The sequence below is a fragment of the Virgibacillus tibetensis genome (genome assembly GCF_036026595.1).
GTDB lineage: Bacteria > Bacillota > Bacilli > Bacillales > Amphibacillaceae > Virgibacillus_P > Virgibacillus_P tibetensis.
Genome location: NZ_JARZFX010000002.1, coordinates 453,707 through 470,189 on the forward strand (window position 1 = coordinate 453,707; position 16,483 = coordinate 470,189).

Here is a 16,483-nt window from a genome sequence, read left to right on the forward strand (position 1 = left end):
GCAGGGCTAGTTGCTTTGAATAATTGGAAACGCATTAAATAAAACCCTCGTACCTTTGCTTGCCATGTAGAACACGCATCACTACAACTACTTTATCAGTCTCATTAACCAGGTGAAAAACAATGAAATTATCAACAATAAGTTTACGATATCCTTTATCTTTTATCATTTCATCGTTTACAAAACTACAGGAAAACGGGAAGTCTCTTAGTCTCATGATGTTTACTTCTATTTTCTCCAACAGGTCATCTGCTGCTTCTTCATTGTAAAATTCATTAACAATATAACCATAAATCGAATTTAGGTCTTCATATGCTTTTGGTGTAACTTTAATTTTGTTTAGTTTTTTCCATGCTTTCTTTTTAGGTCTCTAAAGACCTCTTCCCCATCTAATAGTTCATCCCCATTTTTAATTTGTGCTTCTGCTTCAGCTAATTTTTGGTATAACTCTAACTTACCCAAAGTATTTTCATAGGCACCTATACGTGATAAGCATGGAATCATTACTTATAACTATAAAAACTGGTAAACTATATCATTATGCACTAATCTCTCTTATTTCTAGTCTAGCACCCCTTTATCGAATCTTCTATATTTCTTGGAAAGTTATCTCGCTGCACCCACTCCAAATCTCGATTCGTTAAATTATTTTTTATGCGTAAAATAGGATTTTTGGTTAAAAATCCATTTAAATTGTGTGTAAGTCTACATTTTGACTTACAAATTCATATGCAAATTGGCATACATAAATTTACCAATAATTTGGAAATTGGTCAGTTTTTGCTTGATTTAAAAGGTAATCTGAATATTTATGTAAAATTAAATATAGAAATTGTGAACGATTACATTAAACTAACGAAACAGGTTAGCACAAGTAGCAATAAGTGTAAAAAAGCCAAATGAGACAAAGAGGTGTAAAAAGTATTTGACAACCTATTTGTCTTATTTTATCATTAAGGTGTAAAAAGATTTTTACATATTATAATTGCGGAGGCATATTGGATGGAAAATAGAATTAAGGAGTACAGAGAAAAAAATACTCTGTCCCAAGGAAAATTAGCGGAATTATGTAATGTGAGTAGGCAAACAATTAACGCTATTGAGAACAACAAATATGACCCTACTTTACAATTAGCTTTTGATTTAGCAAGGAATTTAGGTGTTACAGTGGATGCATTATTTTTCGGAGGGAAGGAGGATAAAGAATGAATTTTTTTATTTCGCTCGCAATAGTTCTTGTATTTATAATTATCATTGGGTATTTTACTGGGAGTAAGGAATTCATATTGGGACCGAATAATGATGAACGGAAAAAATTAATAAAACAAAAATCCATCGTTCAAAGCTGGGCTACCATATTTCTATTCTTATTAACAAACTTCCTTTTTGATTTATTTAATTTGCACGATGAACGTTTGTCTGATACTACCTTTGTATTTCCAGAACTTTTCTATTTAATTATTTTGTTAGTGAGCTACTTTATTTTCCTAGTAATAAATAATAAAAAAATGAGTGCTTAATATTTTTTTATTTTTCCACCTAAATGGTGCGTTATTACAATAAGTGGCGACGAATTTTTAGTAACTGGCAGGTTAGTGAAAGAGTATCTCAGCTAATAAACAAAAAAGGAGAGTGTATTCTGAGTGCAAAAATGGTTTGGTTCGTCAGGTGTATGTATCAATGAAAACGGTGAATTGCTAATGGTATTACAAGGAAAGCCCGAAGAGGAGAAAACTTGGTCTGTTCCATCAGGCGGACAAGAAAAAAATGAAACTTTTGAATAATGTTGTATCAGGGAAATTAAAGAAGAAACAGGATATGTTGCGAAAGTAATTGCTGAAATAAAGGTAAAAAAGGGTGTTTACGAGGAAATCAATATATCTTTTGAGGTTCACTATTTCTTAGTAAAAATTGTTGACGGGGAGAGAAAAATTCAAGACCCTGATAATTTAATTTATGATATTGCTTGGAAAAGCATAGAAGAATTAAAGGAACTTAGTTTAAGTTTTCCTGAAGATAGAGACTTTTTAATAGACTATATAAGAAGCGATTATAGTCATAATTCTTATTAAAGTATTTGGTGCAATAATTTAAAAGGAGAAACGCAGAACTTCTTTTGTTGCTCCTTTTCATCTAAAATATATTCTTTAGAAATCTTGTCTGAGTCTTTCACTCAATTGAGCATAGATTCTAGTTGTTTCACTTTTTTCATGTCCAAGTAGGTTCTGTATTACATCAAGAGGTTTACAAGAACTAAGTAGATTAGTATATTATAGGTTAATGTCGAAATATACTGTCATAAGGAAAGAGGGATTGAAAATGGATGTAAGATACCCAATTGGCAAATTACAAGTACCGGAAAAGGTAACACTTGAAAATATTCAAGAATGGTTAAAGCAAATCGAAACGTACACGATTCGATTAAGAGAAACTGTCGACTCATTAAGTGATCAGGAATTAAGCAAAACTTATCGTGACGGTAGTTGGACAGTTCATCAACTTGTTCATCACATTGCAGATTCTCAGTTGATTATGTTTCAACGTTTGAAACTAGCTTTAACAGATGAGAATCCAACAGTACCAGTTTTCGATCAAGATAAGTGGGCTGTTCAACCAGATACAAAGCTTCCTATAGAAAGTTCTATTAAAATACTGGAAGGCATAAATGAGCGCATCGTATCTTTAGGAAATAGCTTAACTGAAGAGCAATTAGATCGCATCTTTACTCACCAGATAAACGGTAAAATAACAGCTGCCACAAAGATTGCAAAATTAGCTTGGCATGAAGAGCATCACTTGGCCCATATAAAAATCGCATTATCAAAATAGCATATATTTTAGGAACTGGTGCAAGAGTTGAATAAGGCAATCAGAATTTGATTGTCTTTTCTTTTTCTAATAATGTAAGGAACAGTCTGTTAATGCTAAATAAAAAGCTGTATATCTATCTGGCAGGTTAGCTAAAGTATGCGATCAGGTTATTTTACATGCATATACCAAGATTCAATCAAAGGCATTCTGAGAAATTAAAATCAGAATAAAAATTTCAAATCTGCTTGGAAATCAAATGATTTTATCTGGTACAACGTAATTATTATTAAAAAAATAAAATTTGGGAATGGTTCTTTTGCTTCCTCTTCTCAGTCAATAGAAGGGCATTCGTCAAAATGGAAAGCCTTTAATTCATCCAGAATCGTTTGTTGTCTACCTGTTATTTATATGACACTATTCTTATCGGGGTGCTAACCTCAGTAAATAGCCCCGCAGAATTAAATGCAGGGCTAAAGCTGTTTTAAAATATGGAGGTAAGCCGGAGTTAAAAACCGATAACCGAATTGCTCGTCACCCAAAAGTTATTCGACAAAATATGCTAAAATTCGGGAAGTGACAGGCACCCTTACCGATATCCCAGATCCTTCCATATGTTTTGTGCTGTTATTTTTAGTTTTTCTAATATTAGCTTCTCGTGTTTTTTGGAGTAATCTGTTACAGGGATACTAATTCCTAAGGCAGCAACAGTTTCTCCATTATAATTGTAGATTGGGTATGAAAATCCAATCGTATCTCTAAAGTGTTCAGCCCGACTAAAGGAGTAGCCTCTCGCTCTGATTTCCTGTATTTCATTTTTCAAATCCTCAATATTATCAATCGTATTCGTAGTGATTTTTTTTATCTCCAAATTACTTAGGTAATCCTCTAAAGATTGATCATCCATACTCGCCAGTAGTAATTTTGGTGCAGAACCAGCATAGAGTGGCGATCTTCTGCCTACCTTTACAATTAGACGAACTGGCTTTGTACTATCAATTTTTTCAACATAAACTGCTTCGTCACCTTCTAAGACAACCATATGTACCAATTCATTGATTTCCTCATTTAACTTTCTCATATGTGGAAATGCAACTTTCCGATATTCCAATTGTTCACTGACATGATTCCCTAATTCTAACATTTTCAGGGCCATACGATATTTTACGTCATGGCTGGTGTTTTTTACCTTAACAACCAATCCACCTTTCTCCAACGTAGATATAAGTCGGAAAACAGTGGTCTTTGGGAGGTTGGATAACTCGGTCAGTTCAATAAGTGATAATTCCGCCTTAGCAATAAAACAGTCTAATAATTTAATAGCCTTCAATACACTCTGACTCATATATAGCACCTCTATTAAGCATTAATAGCTTCCTAATTCATTCAAATACCAATAAAATCTAACAAATATACATAAACAAAAGCAAGCCCGGTTAATCCAAGGAAATAATTCCTGTTCCAGGCAAATGCCACTCGTAGCCCATTCGTCCTTACACATTGGCTGATAATAATATTTAAGGCATTCAGCGGACTGATGGAAGCCGATAACATCCAGGAAAATATACACATAAAAGCAGCAGCCAGCAAACTTACATTCACATCAGGTGAAGATAAAATAGTCAATATCAGTGGTATGACAATTATTTGATGAATTCCCATTACAGCCATCAACGTAACAAAACAGATAATGAATAAAAATAATAACAATACCGTTGCCTTAGATGACCAGATAATAGCCGTTCTAAGCATACTAACGATTGGTGTATGTATAAGAGCATTTCCAAATAGGCCCGCACTAAGAAAAAGACCCATTTCCATGTTGGAATGGTTGGTCACCTGTCTTTTATAAATCGTCATTTCTTCTCTCATTTCACTCCATTTATTACGAATAATCATCCACAAAAACGGAATAAACAGACAGGTAACACAAACTAACAGCAACATTGGCTGCTGTGTTATTGCTTCCAAGAAAATCAGCAAAGAGACAAGACATATTACAAAACCAACAAGCAAATAAATATTTCTTCTATCCTTACTATCAGCCTTTTTATCTCCTATTAATAATACATCACCATTATCCTTGGGACGAAACAAAAGTATTCCGAGTGTAACTTGCATAAAGGCAAAAAGGATCCCAACTAGCATGTAGGACATATAGGCAATCTCCGTCATATATAACACGATCCCTACAGAAGCAAAAAAAGGGGACCAGATTATTGCTGGAGTGAAACCGACATAGTACGCATGGGAAAGAATTTTTGGCGTTAGTTTTAATTCGTTTACAAATCCATGAACGATGCGGATAGCACCCATATTTAAAATGGGTGCCAGAATCATCATGAAAGAACTTACCCCATAGAACGTCTTCCTTTCGTTACTTTGCAGCTCTTCAAGCTTAGTAATAACAGTATGAATAATTCCTTCCTGCTTCAATGGAATTGATATAAGTGGCGCAAGTAGAATGATCGATAACAGTGCCAGATTTTGCGTTATTCCCTCAAACAGATCCAACCAAGTATTACCATATACAATATGAATGGATACACCGATTACAAACAAGCTACCTGTGAAAATTTTCCCATTCTTATTTAATTGATAAAACGCCAGAAAAAACACGACGATACATACAATAGTAAATAGTGTTATTAATGGCTCTGCTGGTATGATTTCCTGTAATATATATAACATACACATACTCATAATCAGAATAAACCGAAACATAACAAACCAGCTTTCATAGATTCTTTTTAATAAGTAATAGCATCCTGTCCTGTTAGCAGTTTAATAAATTGATTACCAAGTTCTTCCGTTGTAGCATTTCCACCAAGATCAGGAGTCAGGTGCTCATTTTCTTCAAGTAGTTCTTTAATTGTAGTAACAATTAATTCGCTCCACTTCTCTTCTCCAAAAAACTCCATCATTTGTGCAACTGACCAAATCGCGGCAATAGGATTTGCTAACCCTTTACCTGAAATGTCTGGTGCAGATCCGTGTACCGGTTCAAACATCGATGGGAATTCCCGCTCTGGATTAATATTTGCCCCGGTAGCCAGACCCATGCCACCTGTAATGGCTGCACCAATATCTGTAAGAATATCACCAAACAAATTGGAAGTAACGACAATTTCAAATCTTTCCGGCTGCTGGACAAAAAACATACTTGCCGCATCAACCAGATAAGAATAGGTCACTACATCTGGGTATTCCTTACCTACCTCATCAAACACTTCATCCCAAAATACCATCGAATAATTTAATGCATTAGCCTTACTAATACTTGTTAATGTCTTTTTCTGTTTGCGTGCTTCCTCAAAAGCATAACGAATAATACGCTCTGTTCCTTTACGGGAAAACACACCAGTTTGTAAGACTACTTCCTCTGGCTTCCCCTTGAACAACCAGTCACCCGCACCAGCATATTCTCCTTCACTATTTTCTCGGATGACCAAAAAGTCAATTTCCTTTTCCGTTTTATTTTTAAGTGGAGTTAATGAAGGATTCAGCAATGTGACTGGGCGTAAGTTTACATATTGATCAAATCCCTTTCTGATTTTTAATAGTAAATCCCACAGTGAAATATGGTCAGGTACACCAGGGTATCCAACAGCACCCAGATAAATAGCATCCGTATCCTTTAATTGATCAAGACCATTTTCGTCCATCATTTTTCCGTGTTCCAAATAATACTCGCATCCCCATGGATACTCGGTGAATTCAAAAGAAAGATTCGCATCCACCTGTTCAATTGCTTTTAGAACTTTAACTCCTTCTGAGATTACTTCCGGACCAATTCCATCACCAGGAATCAGTGCAATTTTCTTTTTCTTCATATATATACCTCCTATTGTTTTGGCCCTCCAGCTACATACAGCACCTGTCCAGAAACGAACGAGGATGATTCACTGGCAAAAAAGCAAGCAGCGTTAGCAACATCTTCTGGCGTACCTGCACGTTTCACTGGAATTTGGCTTATTTTTGATTCCTTTAACTCCTCAAACGATATATTCATACGTTCCGCTACTGCCTTAGTCATATCGGTAACAATGAATCCCGGAGCAATAGCATTAACGGTAATATTGTATTTTCCAAGTTCAATAGCCAGTGTTTTGGTAAATCCTTGAATGCCTGCTTTTGCTGCAGCATAGTTAGACTGACCTTTGTTCCCCAGTGCTGACACAGACGACAGGTTAATAATACGCCCGTAATTGTTCTTTACCATCCACTCTTGAGCATACTTACTGCATAGAAAGCTTCCTTTCAAATGGACGTCCATCACTTTTGTCCATTCGTTTGAAGTCATCTTATAGATTAAATTATCTTTGGTAATGCCGGCATTATTTACGAGTATATCAATTTTCTGGTGTTTGTCAGCTAGTTTAGAAAACACATATTTAACTTCCTCTTCACTTGTTATATCAACAATCGCATACTCATGAGAAATACCTGCAGAATCTAATAGCTCACCTGCTTTACGTAACGCTTCTTCGTCCTGGTCAAGAAGACAGACATGTGCCCCTTTTTCTCCAAGTTGACGTGTTATAGCTAGACCAATACCTTTTGCAGCACCTGTAATAACAGCAATTTTATGTTCAAATTCCCTCACAATGTTATACCAGTTCCTTTCTCTGCAAATCATTCAATCTCTTAAGCTGTGCCTCATAATCTGCAATAATTTCCTGGATAATTGCCTCTGCACTCTGAATCGAATCGATTAATCCAACCGTCTGACCAAGCGCAATAATCCCCGAATTCAGATCACCATCTCTAATTAATTTTGTATAGGATTCCCCATTTATATAGGGAAGGATTTCTTCCAAAGAGGCCCCCTTCTCTTCGATGTCAGCCAACTCTATAGAGTGTTCATTCTTCCATACACGTGCTGTTTTTCCAATGGATTTTTTCACAAGAATGGTACCATTTTCCTGCATACTTACAAGCTGTTTCTTTACTCGATTATGTAACACTGCTTCCTTAGACAGTAAAAAGCGTGTTCCCATTTGAACGCCCTCTGCACCTAATGCAAGGGCTGCGAGCATTGATTTACCTGTTGAGAATCCCCCTGCAGCAATCACCGGAATGGAAAGTTCTTTTACTGCCTTTTGTACGATAGTTAAACTTGTTGTATCTTCTTTTCCCGGATGTCCGCCGCCCTCATATCCATTAACAACAACTGCATCACAACCAAGGGATTCCGCCTTTTTTGCAAAACGGATCGAAGGAGCTACATGTACCACTTTAATACCTTTACTTTTTAATTGATCAATAAATGGCTCAGGATTATTTCCAGAAGTAAATACGACGGGGACTTCTGCTTCCATTGCTCCCTCTACGAATTCATCCATCGGTCTTCTAATTCCAATAGCTATATTGATACCAAAAGGCTTATCTGTCAGTCTCCGTGTAGCTTGAATATCATCCAGCATATCTTTCTTTGTATCAAAACTACCTGCAGTTATAAGCCCGAGACCACCCGCTTCTGAAACCTTCGAGACTAGCGGAGATCTGCCAATTCCCTGCAGCCCACCTTGTATAATCGGATATTGAATCTCAAAGAGTCTGGTAATCGCTGTTTGTATACTCATGAATTATCCGTCTTTACCATTCTGAAATTTCCGGTACAATGTGCAATTAAATTATTCTGTTCATCGTATAGTTTTCCTTCAACTAGTGCAGTGGATCGGGATTGGTTCAAAATACGTGCTTCTGATTTTATCGTCCCACTATTAACCGACTTCACATATTGGATATTCAATTGTAAAGTCGCTACTTCGTCATAACCAAGTGAACGAGCGGCCATTCCCATTGTGGTATCGAGAAGGGATGCGTAAATACCTCCATGTACCGTTTCCTTTACGTTTATAAAAGATGGCCTAATAGGTAATTTCAATTTCGCACAACCAACCTTTATATCATCCAACTCAAGACCCAAAAATTTCCAAAACTCACTTTCTTCAAAAGTTCTGCTGACTTCATCAAGTTCTACGGTCATCATCAAGTCAATTCCTTTCTCTACTAGTAAGTTGTTCCATGTTAGCAATTGTTGGCAGTTCTTCACCATGGAGCACTTTCACCAGGTTTTCTGCAATGATTACAGATGTGGCTTTTGCCGCTTCCAGGCTAATTCCCCCAACATGTGGTGTTAAAATCATTTCTTCCAGATCAAAAAAAGGATGGTCCGGAGGAGGTGGCTCTATACGAAAGACATCTACACCAGCACGAAGGAATTTCTTATTCTTCAAAGCCTCAACAAGATCGCTTTCATTAATAATTCCTCCACGTGCCGTATTAATTAAGACTGCCGATGGCTTCATGACGTCAAAGTATGTTTGATCAATTATCTCGTTCGTCTCTTCATTTAATGGAATGTGTAAACTGACCACATCACTTTCTTGAAAAACATGCTTCATGGAGGTTGTTAATTCTACACCAAGAGATTCTGCAAGCTTTTTTCTTTCTTCATGAATGCTTCTAACATATACCAGTACATCCATTTCAAATCCGAATTTCATAATTTTAGCTACTTTTTGTGCAATCGATCCAAAACCGATTAAACCGAGCTTCTTATTATGAAGCTCCCTTGTGTATTTTCCATCTCGGTAACTAAAGTTACCTTTTTCTGTTTCATTATGGAACATGGTAATATTCTTCATTGCAGCAAGAATTAAGCTGACGGCATGTTCTGCTGTTGCCTGACTATTGGTCTTAGGCGCATGAAGAATGCGAATGCCTTTTTTTGTAGCATAATCCACATCGATGTTATCCAGCCCAACTCCCGCTCCAGAAATAGCTGTGACTTGCTGACATGCGTCAATAATCGCTGGTGTGATCTTTGCTGGAGCACGCAGAATAATCCCATTCACTTTAGTTTCTTTTAGAAATGCAATAATTTCCTGTTCATCAAACTCATTAAACTTTGTAACACGCGCAAGTCCATTTAACACTTCCTCCCCATCTGGATGGTACATAGGAAGAATCTGTAAAACATGTAGTTCATTCAATTTAACTTCCCCCATTTTTAGTTATGGCTCTTTTCTAAAAGATTCTTGCTCTTCAATCTTAAGTAGTACTTGATATAAACTGCAACGTTAGTAGGGTTGATTTCCGCTACAGGCAGTCGCGTTTTTAGCCTTCCATCCCCACAACCCACTCTGCGGGGTCTTCAGACACGTGCTATTCCCGCAGGAGTCAACAGTCCTTCGCTCCAAACAACCATCATAATAGTGAAAACAGCTATATAGTACTGTTGCAAAACACAATAACAGCGAAAGAATACACGAAGACTCCTCGAAAATGGATACCGCATTTTCTTCGTGCGATGTATCGCTGCCGTAGATTTCCTTGTCCTGCGGGAGAAAAGTAATGAAAACCGTCCAATCTGGTACGTGTGCGATTCTACCGTCTTGGCATGACCGCTGCCCTACCTTCATTCAGCGATTGTTCCACTTTATCCCGCGTTTGGCTTGCTTATTCCCGCGTTCGGACCAGTTAATCCAGCGCTTGTTCAGCTTAATCCCGCGTTCAATCCGGTTTATTCAGCGATCAACCCTTTGAGCGAAGTGCATTTCCGTAGCGGTATGTTTGTTACCAGCAAACTACGCAAAAAAAGCCTTGGTTATTTAGAAAAGCCGGTAATGTTAGTTACCGGCTATCCCATGCATTTATTGGAGGTATTCGATGATTGTAGAGATACCTTGCCCTCCGCCGATGCAAAGTGTAACAAGACCGTATTTCTCTCCTCTTCTTTCCATTTCATGCAGGAGTTTAGTCATTAAAACGGCACCAGTAGCACCTATTGGGTGACCTAATGCGATGGCTCCCCCATTTACATTCACTCGATTAATATCCATTTTCGCTTCTCTAATAACAGATAATGCTTGAGCAGCGAAGGCTTCATTCAATTCGATCAATCCAATATCATCAATGGTTAATCCACATTGCTTCAATGCTTTAGCAGTTGAATCGACTGGTCCAATCCCCATAATTTCTGGTGACACGCCACTCACAGCTTGAGCAATAATCTTTGCTTTAGGTTTTAATCCATATTCCTTCACTTTTGCTCCATTCATCATTAAAACTGCTGAAGCTCCATCGTTCCTTCCACTTGCATTACCTGCAGTAACCGTTCCGTTTTCTCTAAAAACCGCACGTAACTTACCCAATTGTTCCATTGTAGAAAGTCGCGGATGCTCATCGATACTAAACGGGGTGGTTTTTTTCCGTTCCTTAACATCGATGGTGACAATCTCATCTGTAAAGCGGCCACCTTTGATTGCCTCATCTGCAAGTTCCTGACTTCGACGGGCAAAAACATCCTGTTCCTCACGAGATATATCGTATTTTTCTGCCAGGTTCTCTGCTGTTGATCCCATAGTTAAATTACCATATGTTTCTTCAGGTTGAGAACAAGGCTGGCTTTCTGTATTTGGATCAAGTAAAAGTCCATTTCCGGCTTGCAAACCATAGCGGGCATTTCGGATGTAGTATGGTGCCGTGCTCATACTCTCCGCACCTCCCGCAACCACAACATCTGAGAGTCCTAATTTAATCTGCATATCTGCATTATTGATTGCCTGTAAACCAGAGCCACATTGACGATGAACGGTATATCCGGGAACATCAACCGGCAAATCTGCCCGTAATGCAGCAAGCCTTGCCAGGTTTGATGTGTCTGCACTTTGTTTTGCTTGCCCCAAAATCACTTCATCTACGTTTACATCTGCATTTGATCGTTGCAAAACCTCACGAATTACTGCTTCCGCCAAATAATCTACGGTTACATTTTTTAATGATCCACCCATTTTTCCGATAGCTGTTCTTACAGACCCAACAATATATGAATCTATCAAATTACTCACCCCTTCTTCACTAATTCTCGAGTTAATTCTCCTGCAATAATGTTTCTTTGTATTTCAGAAGTACCTTCATAAATCTTTGTAATCCGAGCATCACGGAAGTAGCGCTCGATCGGATAATCCTTCATATAACCAATACCACCATGGATTTGAACTGCTAAATCTGCTACTTTATTGTATACTTCAGAACCAAAAAGTTTTGCTATAGCAGCTTCTTTAACAACACGCATGTTCTGATCCGACATCCATGCTACGCGATACGTTAATGACCTTAGAGCCTCAATTTGCATACTTATTTCTGCTAACATATGCTGCACTGCCTGCACTTCAATAATCGGTTTACCAAATTGCTCACGTTCTTTAGCATAGGACAAGCAATGTTCCAGTAATTTCTCACTTGATCCAAGATTTCGAGCCGCTAGTCCTGCACGTCCATTTGCCAATACCTTCAGAGCGTTTACATAGCCTCTTCCTTCTTCACCTAATACGTTCTCAACCGGAACTTCCATATCTTCGAAGAACAGTTCAGCTGAATGGGAGCCTCTTAATCCCATTTTCTGTTCAACACTACCTAAAACGAAACCGGGAAAATCCTTTTCAACAATAAACGATGTGATCCCTTTTGCACCTTTTGAACTGTCTGTAACAGCCATTACGGTAAAAACATGACCATCCACAGCATTTGTAATGTAATGCTTCGATCCATTTAAAATATACTTATCGCCTTTTCGTACAGCGGTAGTTTTCAAATTTGCAGCATTTGAGCCAGCACTGGGTTCTGTTAATGCAAAAGCACCAATCCATTCACCAGTTGCCATCTTCGGTAAGTACTTCTGTTTCTGTTCCTCAGTTCCCAATTCGACTATACCAACTGTTCCTATGCCCGTGTGAGCACCAAGAAGTGTTGTATACCCATTATGCGTTTTTCCCAGTTCTTCATAAATAGCACATTTACCAACCATATCAAGGCCCAGACCACCATATTCTTCTGGAATACTTAAGCTGAAAAGTCCCATATCCTTCGACTTTTGAACGATATCTTCTGGAATAAGATCATTTTCCTCTATCTCCATTGCACGTGGTTCTACTTCGTCCTTCACAAACTTTCTTACATTTGCACGTAAAAATTCAATATCCTCTGAGAAGTTAAAATCCATAATGACATCTCCTTTTATCTATTTTTGAAAGTAGCTTTTCTCTTTTCAATAAATGCTGATGTTCCTTCTTTTTTATCCTCTGTACCAAAGGCTACAGCTTGTGATAGTTTTTCAATCCACATCGCCGTACCTTCGTCGATATCATACCCTTTATGTACAGCGAATTTAGCTAATTGAATGGCAACAGGACCTTTTTTCGATATTTCTGCGGCAACTGCTTCTGCTTTAGCTGCAAGTTCTTTTTCTGAGGTATAATACGTAGCGAGTCCAATGCGTTCTGCTTCCTCGCCATCAATAATCTTTCCAGTTAAAATCATATCAAGAGCTCTTCCTTTTCCAATGATGCGGGATAGTCGTTGTGTTCCACCCGCCCCTGGGATAATACCGAGATTTAACTCTGGTAAGCCGAATTTTGCATTTTTCGCTGCAATGCGGATATCACAAGCTAGTGCCAGCTCACAGCCACCCCCAAGAGCGTAGCCACTCACTGCAGCAACTGTTACCTTTTTACAGTTCTCTATTTTATTGTAAAGTCCTTGCATACCAGGAACTAAAGCTTCAAGTGGCTTACGTGCATTCAACTGCTTAATGTCCGCACCTGCTGCGAATGATTTATCGCCAGCACCTTGAATAATAATAACTTTTACATTTTCCTCTTGTTCCGCTTCGTCAATGGCTTGATCTATCTCATTCAACATACTTGCATCAAGTGCATTTCTTGCCTCTGGACGGTTTAAAGTAAGCCAATAAACACCATCCTTAATCTCTATATCAAGGTTTTCATAGTTTTTCATGAAGTGCCCTCCTTACGTATATTCATAAAAACCGCTGCCGCTTTTCTTCCCTAGCCGACCTGCTTTTACATATTTAACTAAGAGTGGGCAGGGGCGGTACTTTTCACCTAACGTTTCATACAAATACTCCATATTTCGCAATCTAGTATCAAGTCCTACCAGATCTGCCAGTTCAAGAGGTCCCATCGGATGATTTAGTCCGAGTTTCATTGCCTTATCAATGTCTTTGGCACTTGCAACTCCTTCCATTAGCATGTTCATTGCCTCATTGCCAATTAAGCAGTTCATTCTGGATGTAACAAATCCTGGGAATTCATTAACTTCTACTGCTTCCTTATTCAGTTGGCTGGCAACTTCTTTAACAAACTGAACTGTTTCATCTGATGTTTCCAACCCTCGAATTATTTCAATAAGCTTCATTTTATGAACCGGGTTGAAGAAATGCATGGCCACTACTTTATTAGGACGTGATGTCTGTGCACCAATTTCTGTTGGACTCATGGTAGATGTATTCGTAGCTAGAACTGTTTCTGCTCCACATATCTTATCTAGCTTTTTAAAAATATCTATCTTTAAATCCATTTTTTCTAATACTGCTTCAATTACGAGTTGTGAATCTTTCGCTGCCGTTTCCAGATCAACTTCGTAATGTAAATTCTCTTTTGCACTAATGTAGTTTGCTTCTTTTAAAAATCCTTTTTCAAAGCTTCCATCAAGCAATCGATCAATAGCAGTTTTTGCATGTTGAAGAATTTCCTCATTTAAATCGTTTAAATAAACCTTATAGCCGGAAATGGCACAAGAATATGCTATGCCTTTTCCCATTACACCAGAGCCTATAATTGTTACTTGATTCATTAATACATCTCCTTCATCTCAATATCGTTAGCTAATAAATTTTTTCTGAAGTTTTTTTGAAATAAATAAATCATGATTAAAATGATGATCCCGGCAATATCTGTATAAATTCCCGGAAAGACCATGGTTACAGAACCTGCAAAGAGCGCTACTCTCTCATACCAGTACGAATGACGAAGAAGCCATCCTTCAGCCGCACATGCTATACCGACTATACCTATCATCGCTGTAATAACAGATAGTATGATTTGTGGTGCACTTCCTACCATTAAGAGTGTCTCACCATATACAAATAAATAAGGAACGATGTATGCCGCAAGTCCTAATCGAACAGCTGTCATACCTGTTTTCATAGGTTCTGATCCCGCTATCCCTGCCGCTGCAAATGCAGCAAGCGCAACAGGTGGCGTTATAGCAGAAATTGCCGCAAAGTAGAAAACAAACATATGTGCTGCAACTGGTGCAACACCAAGCTCAATCAATGCAGGTATAGTTAGTGGTACCTGGACAATATATGCTGCAACTGTTGGGAGACCCATACCAAGAATGATACTGGTTATCATCGTGAATATAAGTGTAAACAGTAAAATACCACCAGATAAGTCAATAATAATACTGCTGAACTTTAACCCAATGCCTGTTAACCCAATAATACCGATGATCATTCCGGCTGCCGCACAGGCAATTGCTGTTTCAAGTGAAGCCTTTGCACCAAGATCAAGTGCTTTTACAATTGTTTTAAATGAAAGACGCGTTACTTTCGTTAGTGCAGCAATAAGAATCGTGGAAATGATAGCATAAAGCCCAGCCTTCATTGGCGAGCTGCCTCCAACTAACATGACGACAATAACGATAAGTGGGATGAAAAACATAAATCCTTTTTTCAACACTTCCCATAGATTCGGTAAGTCTTCTTTTTTCAATCCCACAAGGCCAATTCTTTTTGCCCTCAAGTCTACTTGAATGAACAAACACAAATAGAAGAGTACTGCAGGTATGATGGCTGCAATTGCAACCTCCATATAAGGAACACCTAAATATGCTGAAATAATAAAGGCTGACGCTCCCATAATGGGTGGCATTATTTGCCCACCTGTGGAGGCTACGGATTCCACTGCACCTGCGAAATGTTTTTTATATCCTGTTTTCTTCATCAATGGAATCGTGAATGCACCTGTTGTTACAGTATTTGCAACAGCACTCCCCGAAATGGTTCCCAAAATGGAACTCGCAACAATTGCCGTTTTTGCTGGACCTCCACGATATTTTCCCATCCCAGCTACGGATAAATCGATGAAGAATTTCCCAGCACCAGACACTTCCAAAAATTTACCAAACAAAATAAATAGAAAGATGAAAGTGGCTGAAACACCAAGCGGTGTACTAAAAACACCAGTAGCTGTATAAAACAAATGATCCACGATCCACATCGTAGTGAATTCCCGGTGTGCAAGCACGCCTGACAGTAAATGTCCCCATATACCATAGATAAGGAATCCGATAATAATGATAACCAGGGTATTCCCAATTACACGTCTGGTTGCCTCAATAACAACAATCGCAGCAATAATGCCAATTGCGATTTCTAGCCCTGTCAATTTCTCGATGTAGCTCATTCTTGAAGCAATTTCCTGAGCATTAAACACAAAGTAGGAATACGCACCTATTGAAAGCAAAATGAATAACCAGTCATACCACGGTATTTGCTTAGATTTAGAAGCCTTTTTAGTGGGCTTATAAATCGCAAATATAAGTACTAACGCAAATCCTAAATGGGCAGATCGCTGCATGATTGATTCAAATACACCAAAAAAAGCAGTATACAAATGGAATAGTGACATCAGAATAGCGATAGATGAAATGACCTTACCAGCAACTCCAATTAGTGGACGCTTTCTCTTATTTAATATTTCATCAGCTAGTTCTTCCGTTTTATCATCTGTTTCTCTTAGATCAGCTTGATCCCTTTTTGTCATGAGTCCACTCTCCTTATTGGCCGGAAGAACTCCGA

Annotated in this window: 17 protein-coding genes and 1 pseudogene; 4 read left to right on the forward strand and 14 right to left on the reverse strand. The window is 38.1% G+C overall.

Annotation, left to right across the window (positions count from 1 at the left end; all coding sequences use genetic code 11):
- Positions 1 to 34: 34 nt before the first annotated feature.
- Positions 35 to 334 (reverse strand): type II toxin-antitoxin system RelE/ParE family toxin, encoded by a 300-nt coding sequence (locus QGM71_RS06960; RefSeq protein ID WP_327607054.1) that lies wholly within the window; start codon positions 332 to 334, stop codon positions 35 to 37.
- Positions 335 to 339: 5 nt separating this feature from the next.
- Entirely contained in the window at positions 340 to 462 is a 123-nt protein-coding gene (locus QGM71_RS06965) for a hypothetical protein (protein WP_327606802.1), read from the reverse strand.
- A gap of 540 nt (positions 463 to 1,002) precedes the next feature.
- Here QGM71_RS06965 and QGM71_RS06970 point away from each other — a divergent pair.
- The 4 genes and pseudogenes from QGM71_RS06970 to QGM71_RS06985 all read left to right on the forward strand — a co-directional run bounded on the left by QGM71_RS06970 (position 1,003) and on the right by QGM71_RS06985 (position 2,829).
- Positions 1,003 to 1,209 carry a helix-turn-helix transcriptional regulator gene (locus tag QGM71_RS06970; protein ID WP_327606803.1) on the forward strand — a complete coding sequence of 69 codons (207 nt, stop codon included), beginning with the start codon at positions 1,003 to 1,005 and terminating at the stop codon, positions 1,207 to 1,209.
- Entirely contained in the window at positions 1,206 to 1,520 is a 315-nt protein-coding gene (locus tag QGM71_RS06975; protein ID WP_327606804.1) for a hypothetical protein, read from the forward strand. Before QGM71_RS06970 ends, QGM71_RS06975 begins: the two co-directional genes overlap by 4 nt.
- Before the next feature lie 123 nt (positions 1,521 to 1,643).
- A pseudogene (locus QGM71_RS06980) lies at positions 1,644 to 2,072 on the forward strand (NUDIX hydrolase).
- A 247-nt stretch (positions 2,073 to 2,319) separates the two neighbouring features.
- Positions 2,320 to 2,829: a YfiT family bacillithiol transferase gene (locus QGM71_RS06985; protein ID WP_327606805.1), complete on the forward strand. Its 510-nt coding sequence runs from the start codon at positions 2,320 to 2,322 to the stop codon at positions 2,827 to 2,829.
- A gap of 568 nt (positions 2,830 to 3,397) precedes the next feature.
- Here the strand turns inward: QGM71_RS06985 and QGM71_RS06990 are convergent.
- From QGM71_RS06990 to QGM71_RS07045, 12 genes are all read right to left on the reverse strand, one after another.
- Positions 3,398 to 4,153, reverse strand: coding sequence for an IclR family transcriptional regulator (locus tag QGM71_RS06990; RefSeq protein WP_327606806.1), 756 nt, complete (start codon positions 4,151 to 4,153; stop codon positions 3,398 to 3,400).
- 41 nt (positions 4,154 to 4,194) lie between these two features.
- Positions 4,195 to 5,499, reverse strand: a complete 1,305-nt coding sequence (locus tag QGM71_RS06995; RefSeq protein WP_327606807.1) for a hypothetical protein — start codon at positions 5,497 to 5,499, stop codon at positions 4,195 to 4,197.
- Between the two features lie 59 nt (positions 5,500 to 5,558).
- Positions 5,559 to 6,641, reverse strand: a complete 1,083-nt coding sequence (locus QGM71_RS07000) for a tartrate dehydrogenase (protein WP_327606808.1) — start codon at positions 6,639 to 6,641, stop codon at positions 5,559 to 5,561.
- Positions 6,642 to 6,652: 11 nt separating this feature from the next.
- Positions 6,653 to 7,447, reverse strand: a complete 795-nt coding sequence (locus QGM71_RS07005) for an SDR family oxidoreductase (protein WP_327606809.1) — start codon at positions 7,445 to 7,447, stop codon at positions 6,653 to 6,655.
- Complete coding sequence (locus QGM71_RS07010) at positions 7,419 to 8,393, reverse strand: NAD(P)H-dependent flavin oxidoreductase (RefSeq protein WP_327606810.1); 975 nt, start codon at positions 8,391 to 8,393, stop codon at positions 7,419 to 7,421. Before QGM71_RS07010 ends, QGM71_RS07005 begins: the two co-directional genes overlap by 29 nt.
- The gene (locus tag QGM71_RS07015) at positions 8,390 to 8,869 is read right to left on the reverse strand and encodes a PaaI family thioesterase (protein WP_327606811.1); all 480 of its coding nucleotides are present in this window, start codon (positions 8,867 to 8,869) and stop codon (positions 8,390 to 8,392) included. The genes QGM71_RS07010 and QGM71_RS07015 overlap by 4 nt, the downstream gene beginning before the upstream one ends.
- Positions 8,808 to 9,809, reverse strand: coding sequence for an NAD(P)-dependent oxidoreductase (locus tag QGM71_RS07020; protein ID WP_327606812.1), 1,002 nt, complete (start codon positions 9,807 to 9,809; stop codon positions 8,808 to 8,810). The genes QGM71_RS07015 and QGM71_RS07020 overlap by 62 nt, the downstream gene beginning before the upstream one ends.
- A 660-nt stretch (positions 9,810 to 10,469) precedes the next feature.
- The gene (locus QGM71_RS07025) at positions 10,470 to 11,657 is read right to left on the reverse strand and encodes a thiolase family protein (RefSeq protein WP_327606813.1); all 1,188 of its coding nucleotides are present in this window, start codon (positions 11,655 to 11,657) and stop codon (positions 10,470 to 10,472) included.
- 5 nt (positions 11,658 to 11,662) lie between these two features.
- Positions 11,663 to 12,820: an acyl-CoA dehydrogenase family protein gene (locus QGM71_RS07030; protein ID WP_327606814.1), complete on the reverse strand. Its 1,158-nt coding sequence runs from the start codon at positions 12,818 to 12,820 to the stop codon at positions 11,663 to 11,665.
- 14 nt (positions 12,821 to 12,834) lie between these two features.
- Positions 12,835 to 13,614: an enoyl-CoA hydratase/isomerase family protein gene (locus QGM71_RS07035; protein ID WP_327606815.1), complete on the reverse strand. Its 780-nt coding sequence runs from the start codon at positions 13,612 to 13,614 to the stop codon at positions 12,835 to 12,837.
- 12 nt (positions 13,615 to 13,626) lie between these two features.
- Positions 13,627 to 14,472 carry a 3-hydroxyacyl-CoA dehydrogenase gene (locus QGM71_RS07040; protein ID WP_327606816.1) on the reverse strand — a complete coding sequence of 282 codons (846 nt, stop codon included), beginning with the start codon at positions 14,470 to 14,472 and terminating at the stop codon, positions 13,627 to 13,629.
- The gene (locus tag QGM71_RS07045) at positions 14,472 to 16,448 is read right to left on the reverse strand and encodes a TRAP transporter permease (protein WP_327606817.1); all 1,977 of its coding nucleotides are present in this window, start codon (positions 16,446 to 16,448) and stop codon (positions 14,472 to 14,474) included. The genes QGM71_RS07040 and QGM71_RS07045 overlap by 1 nt, the downstream gene beginning before the upstream one ends.
- Between the last annotated feature and the right edge of the window lie 35 nt (positions 16,449 to 16,483).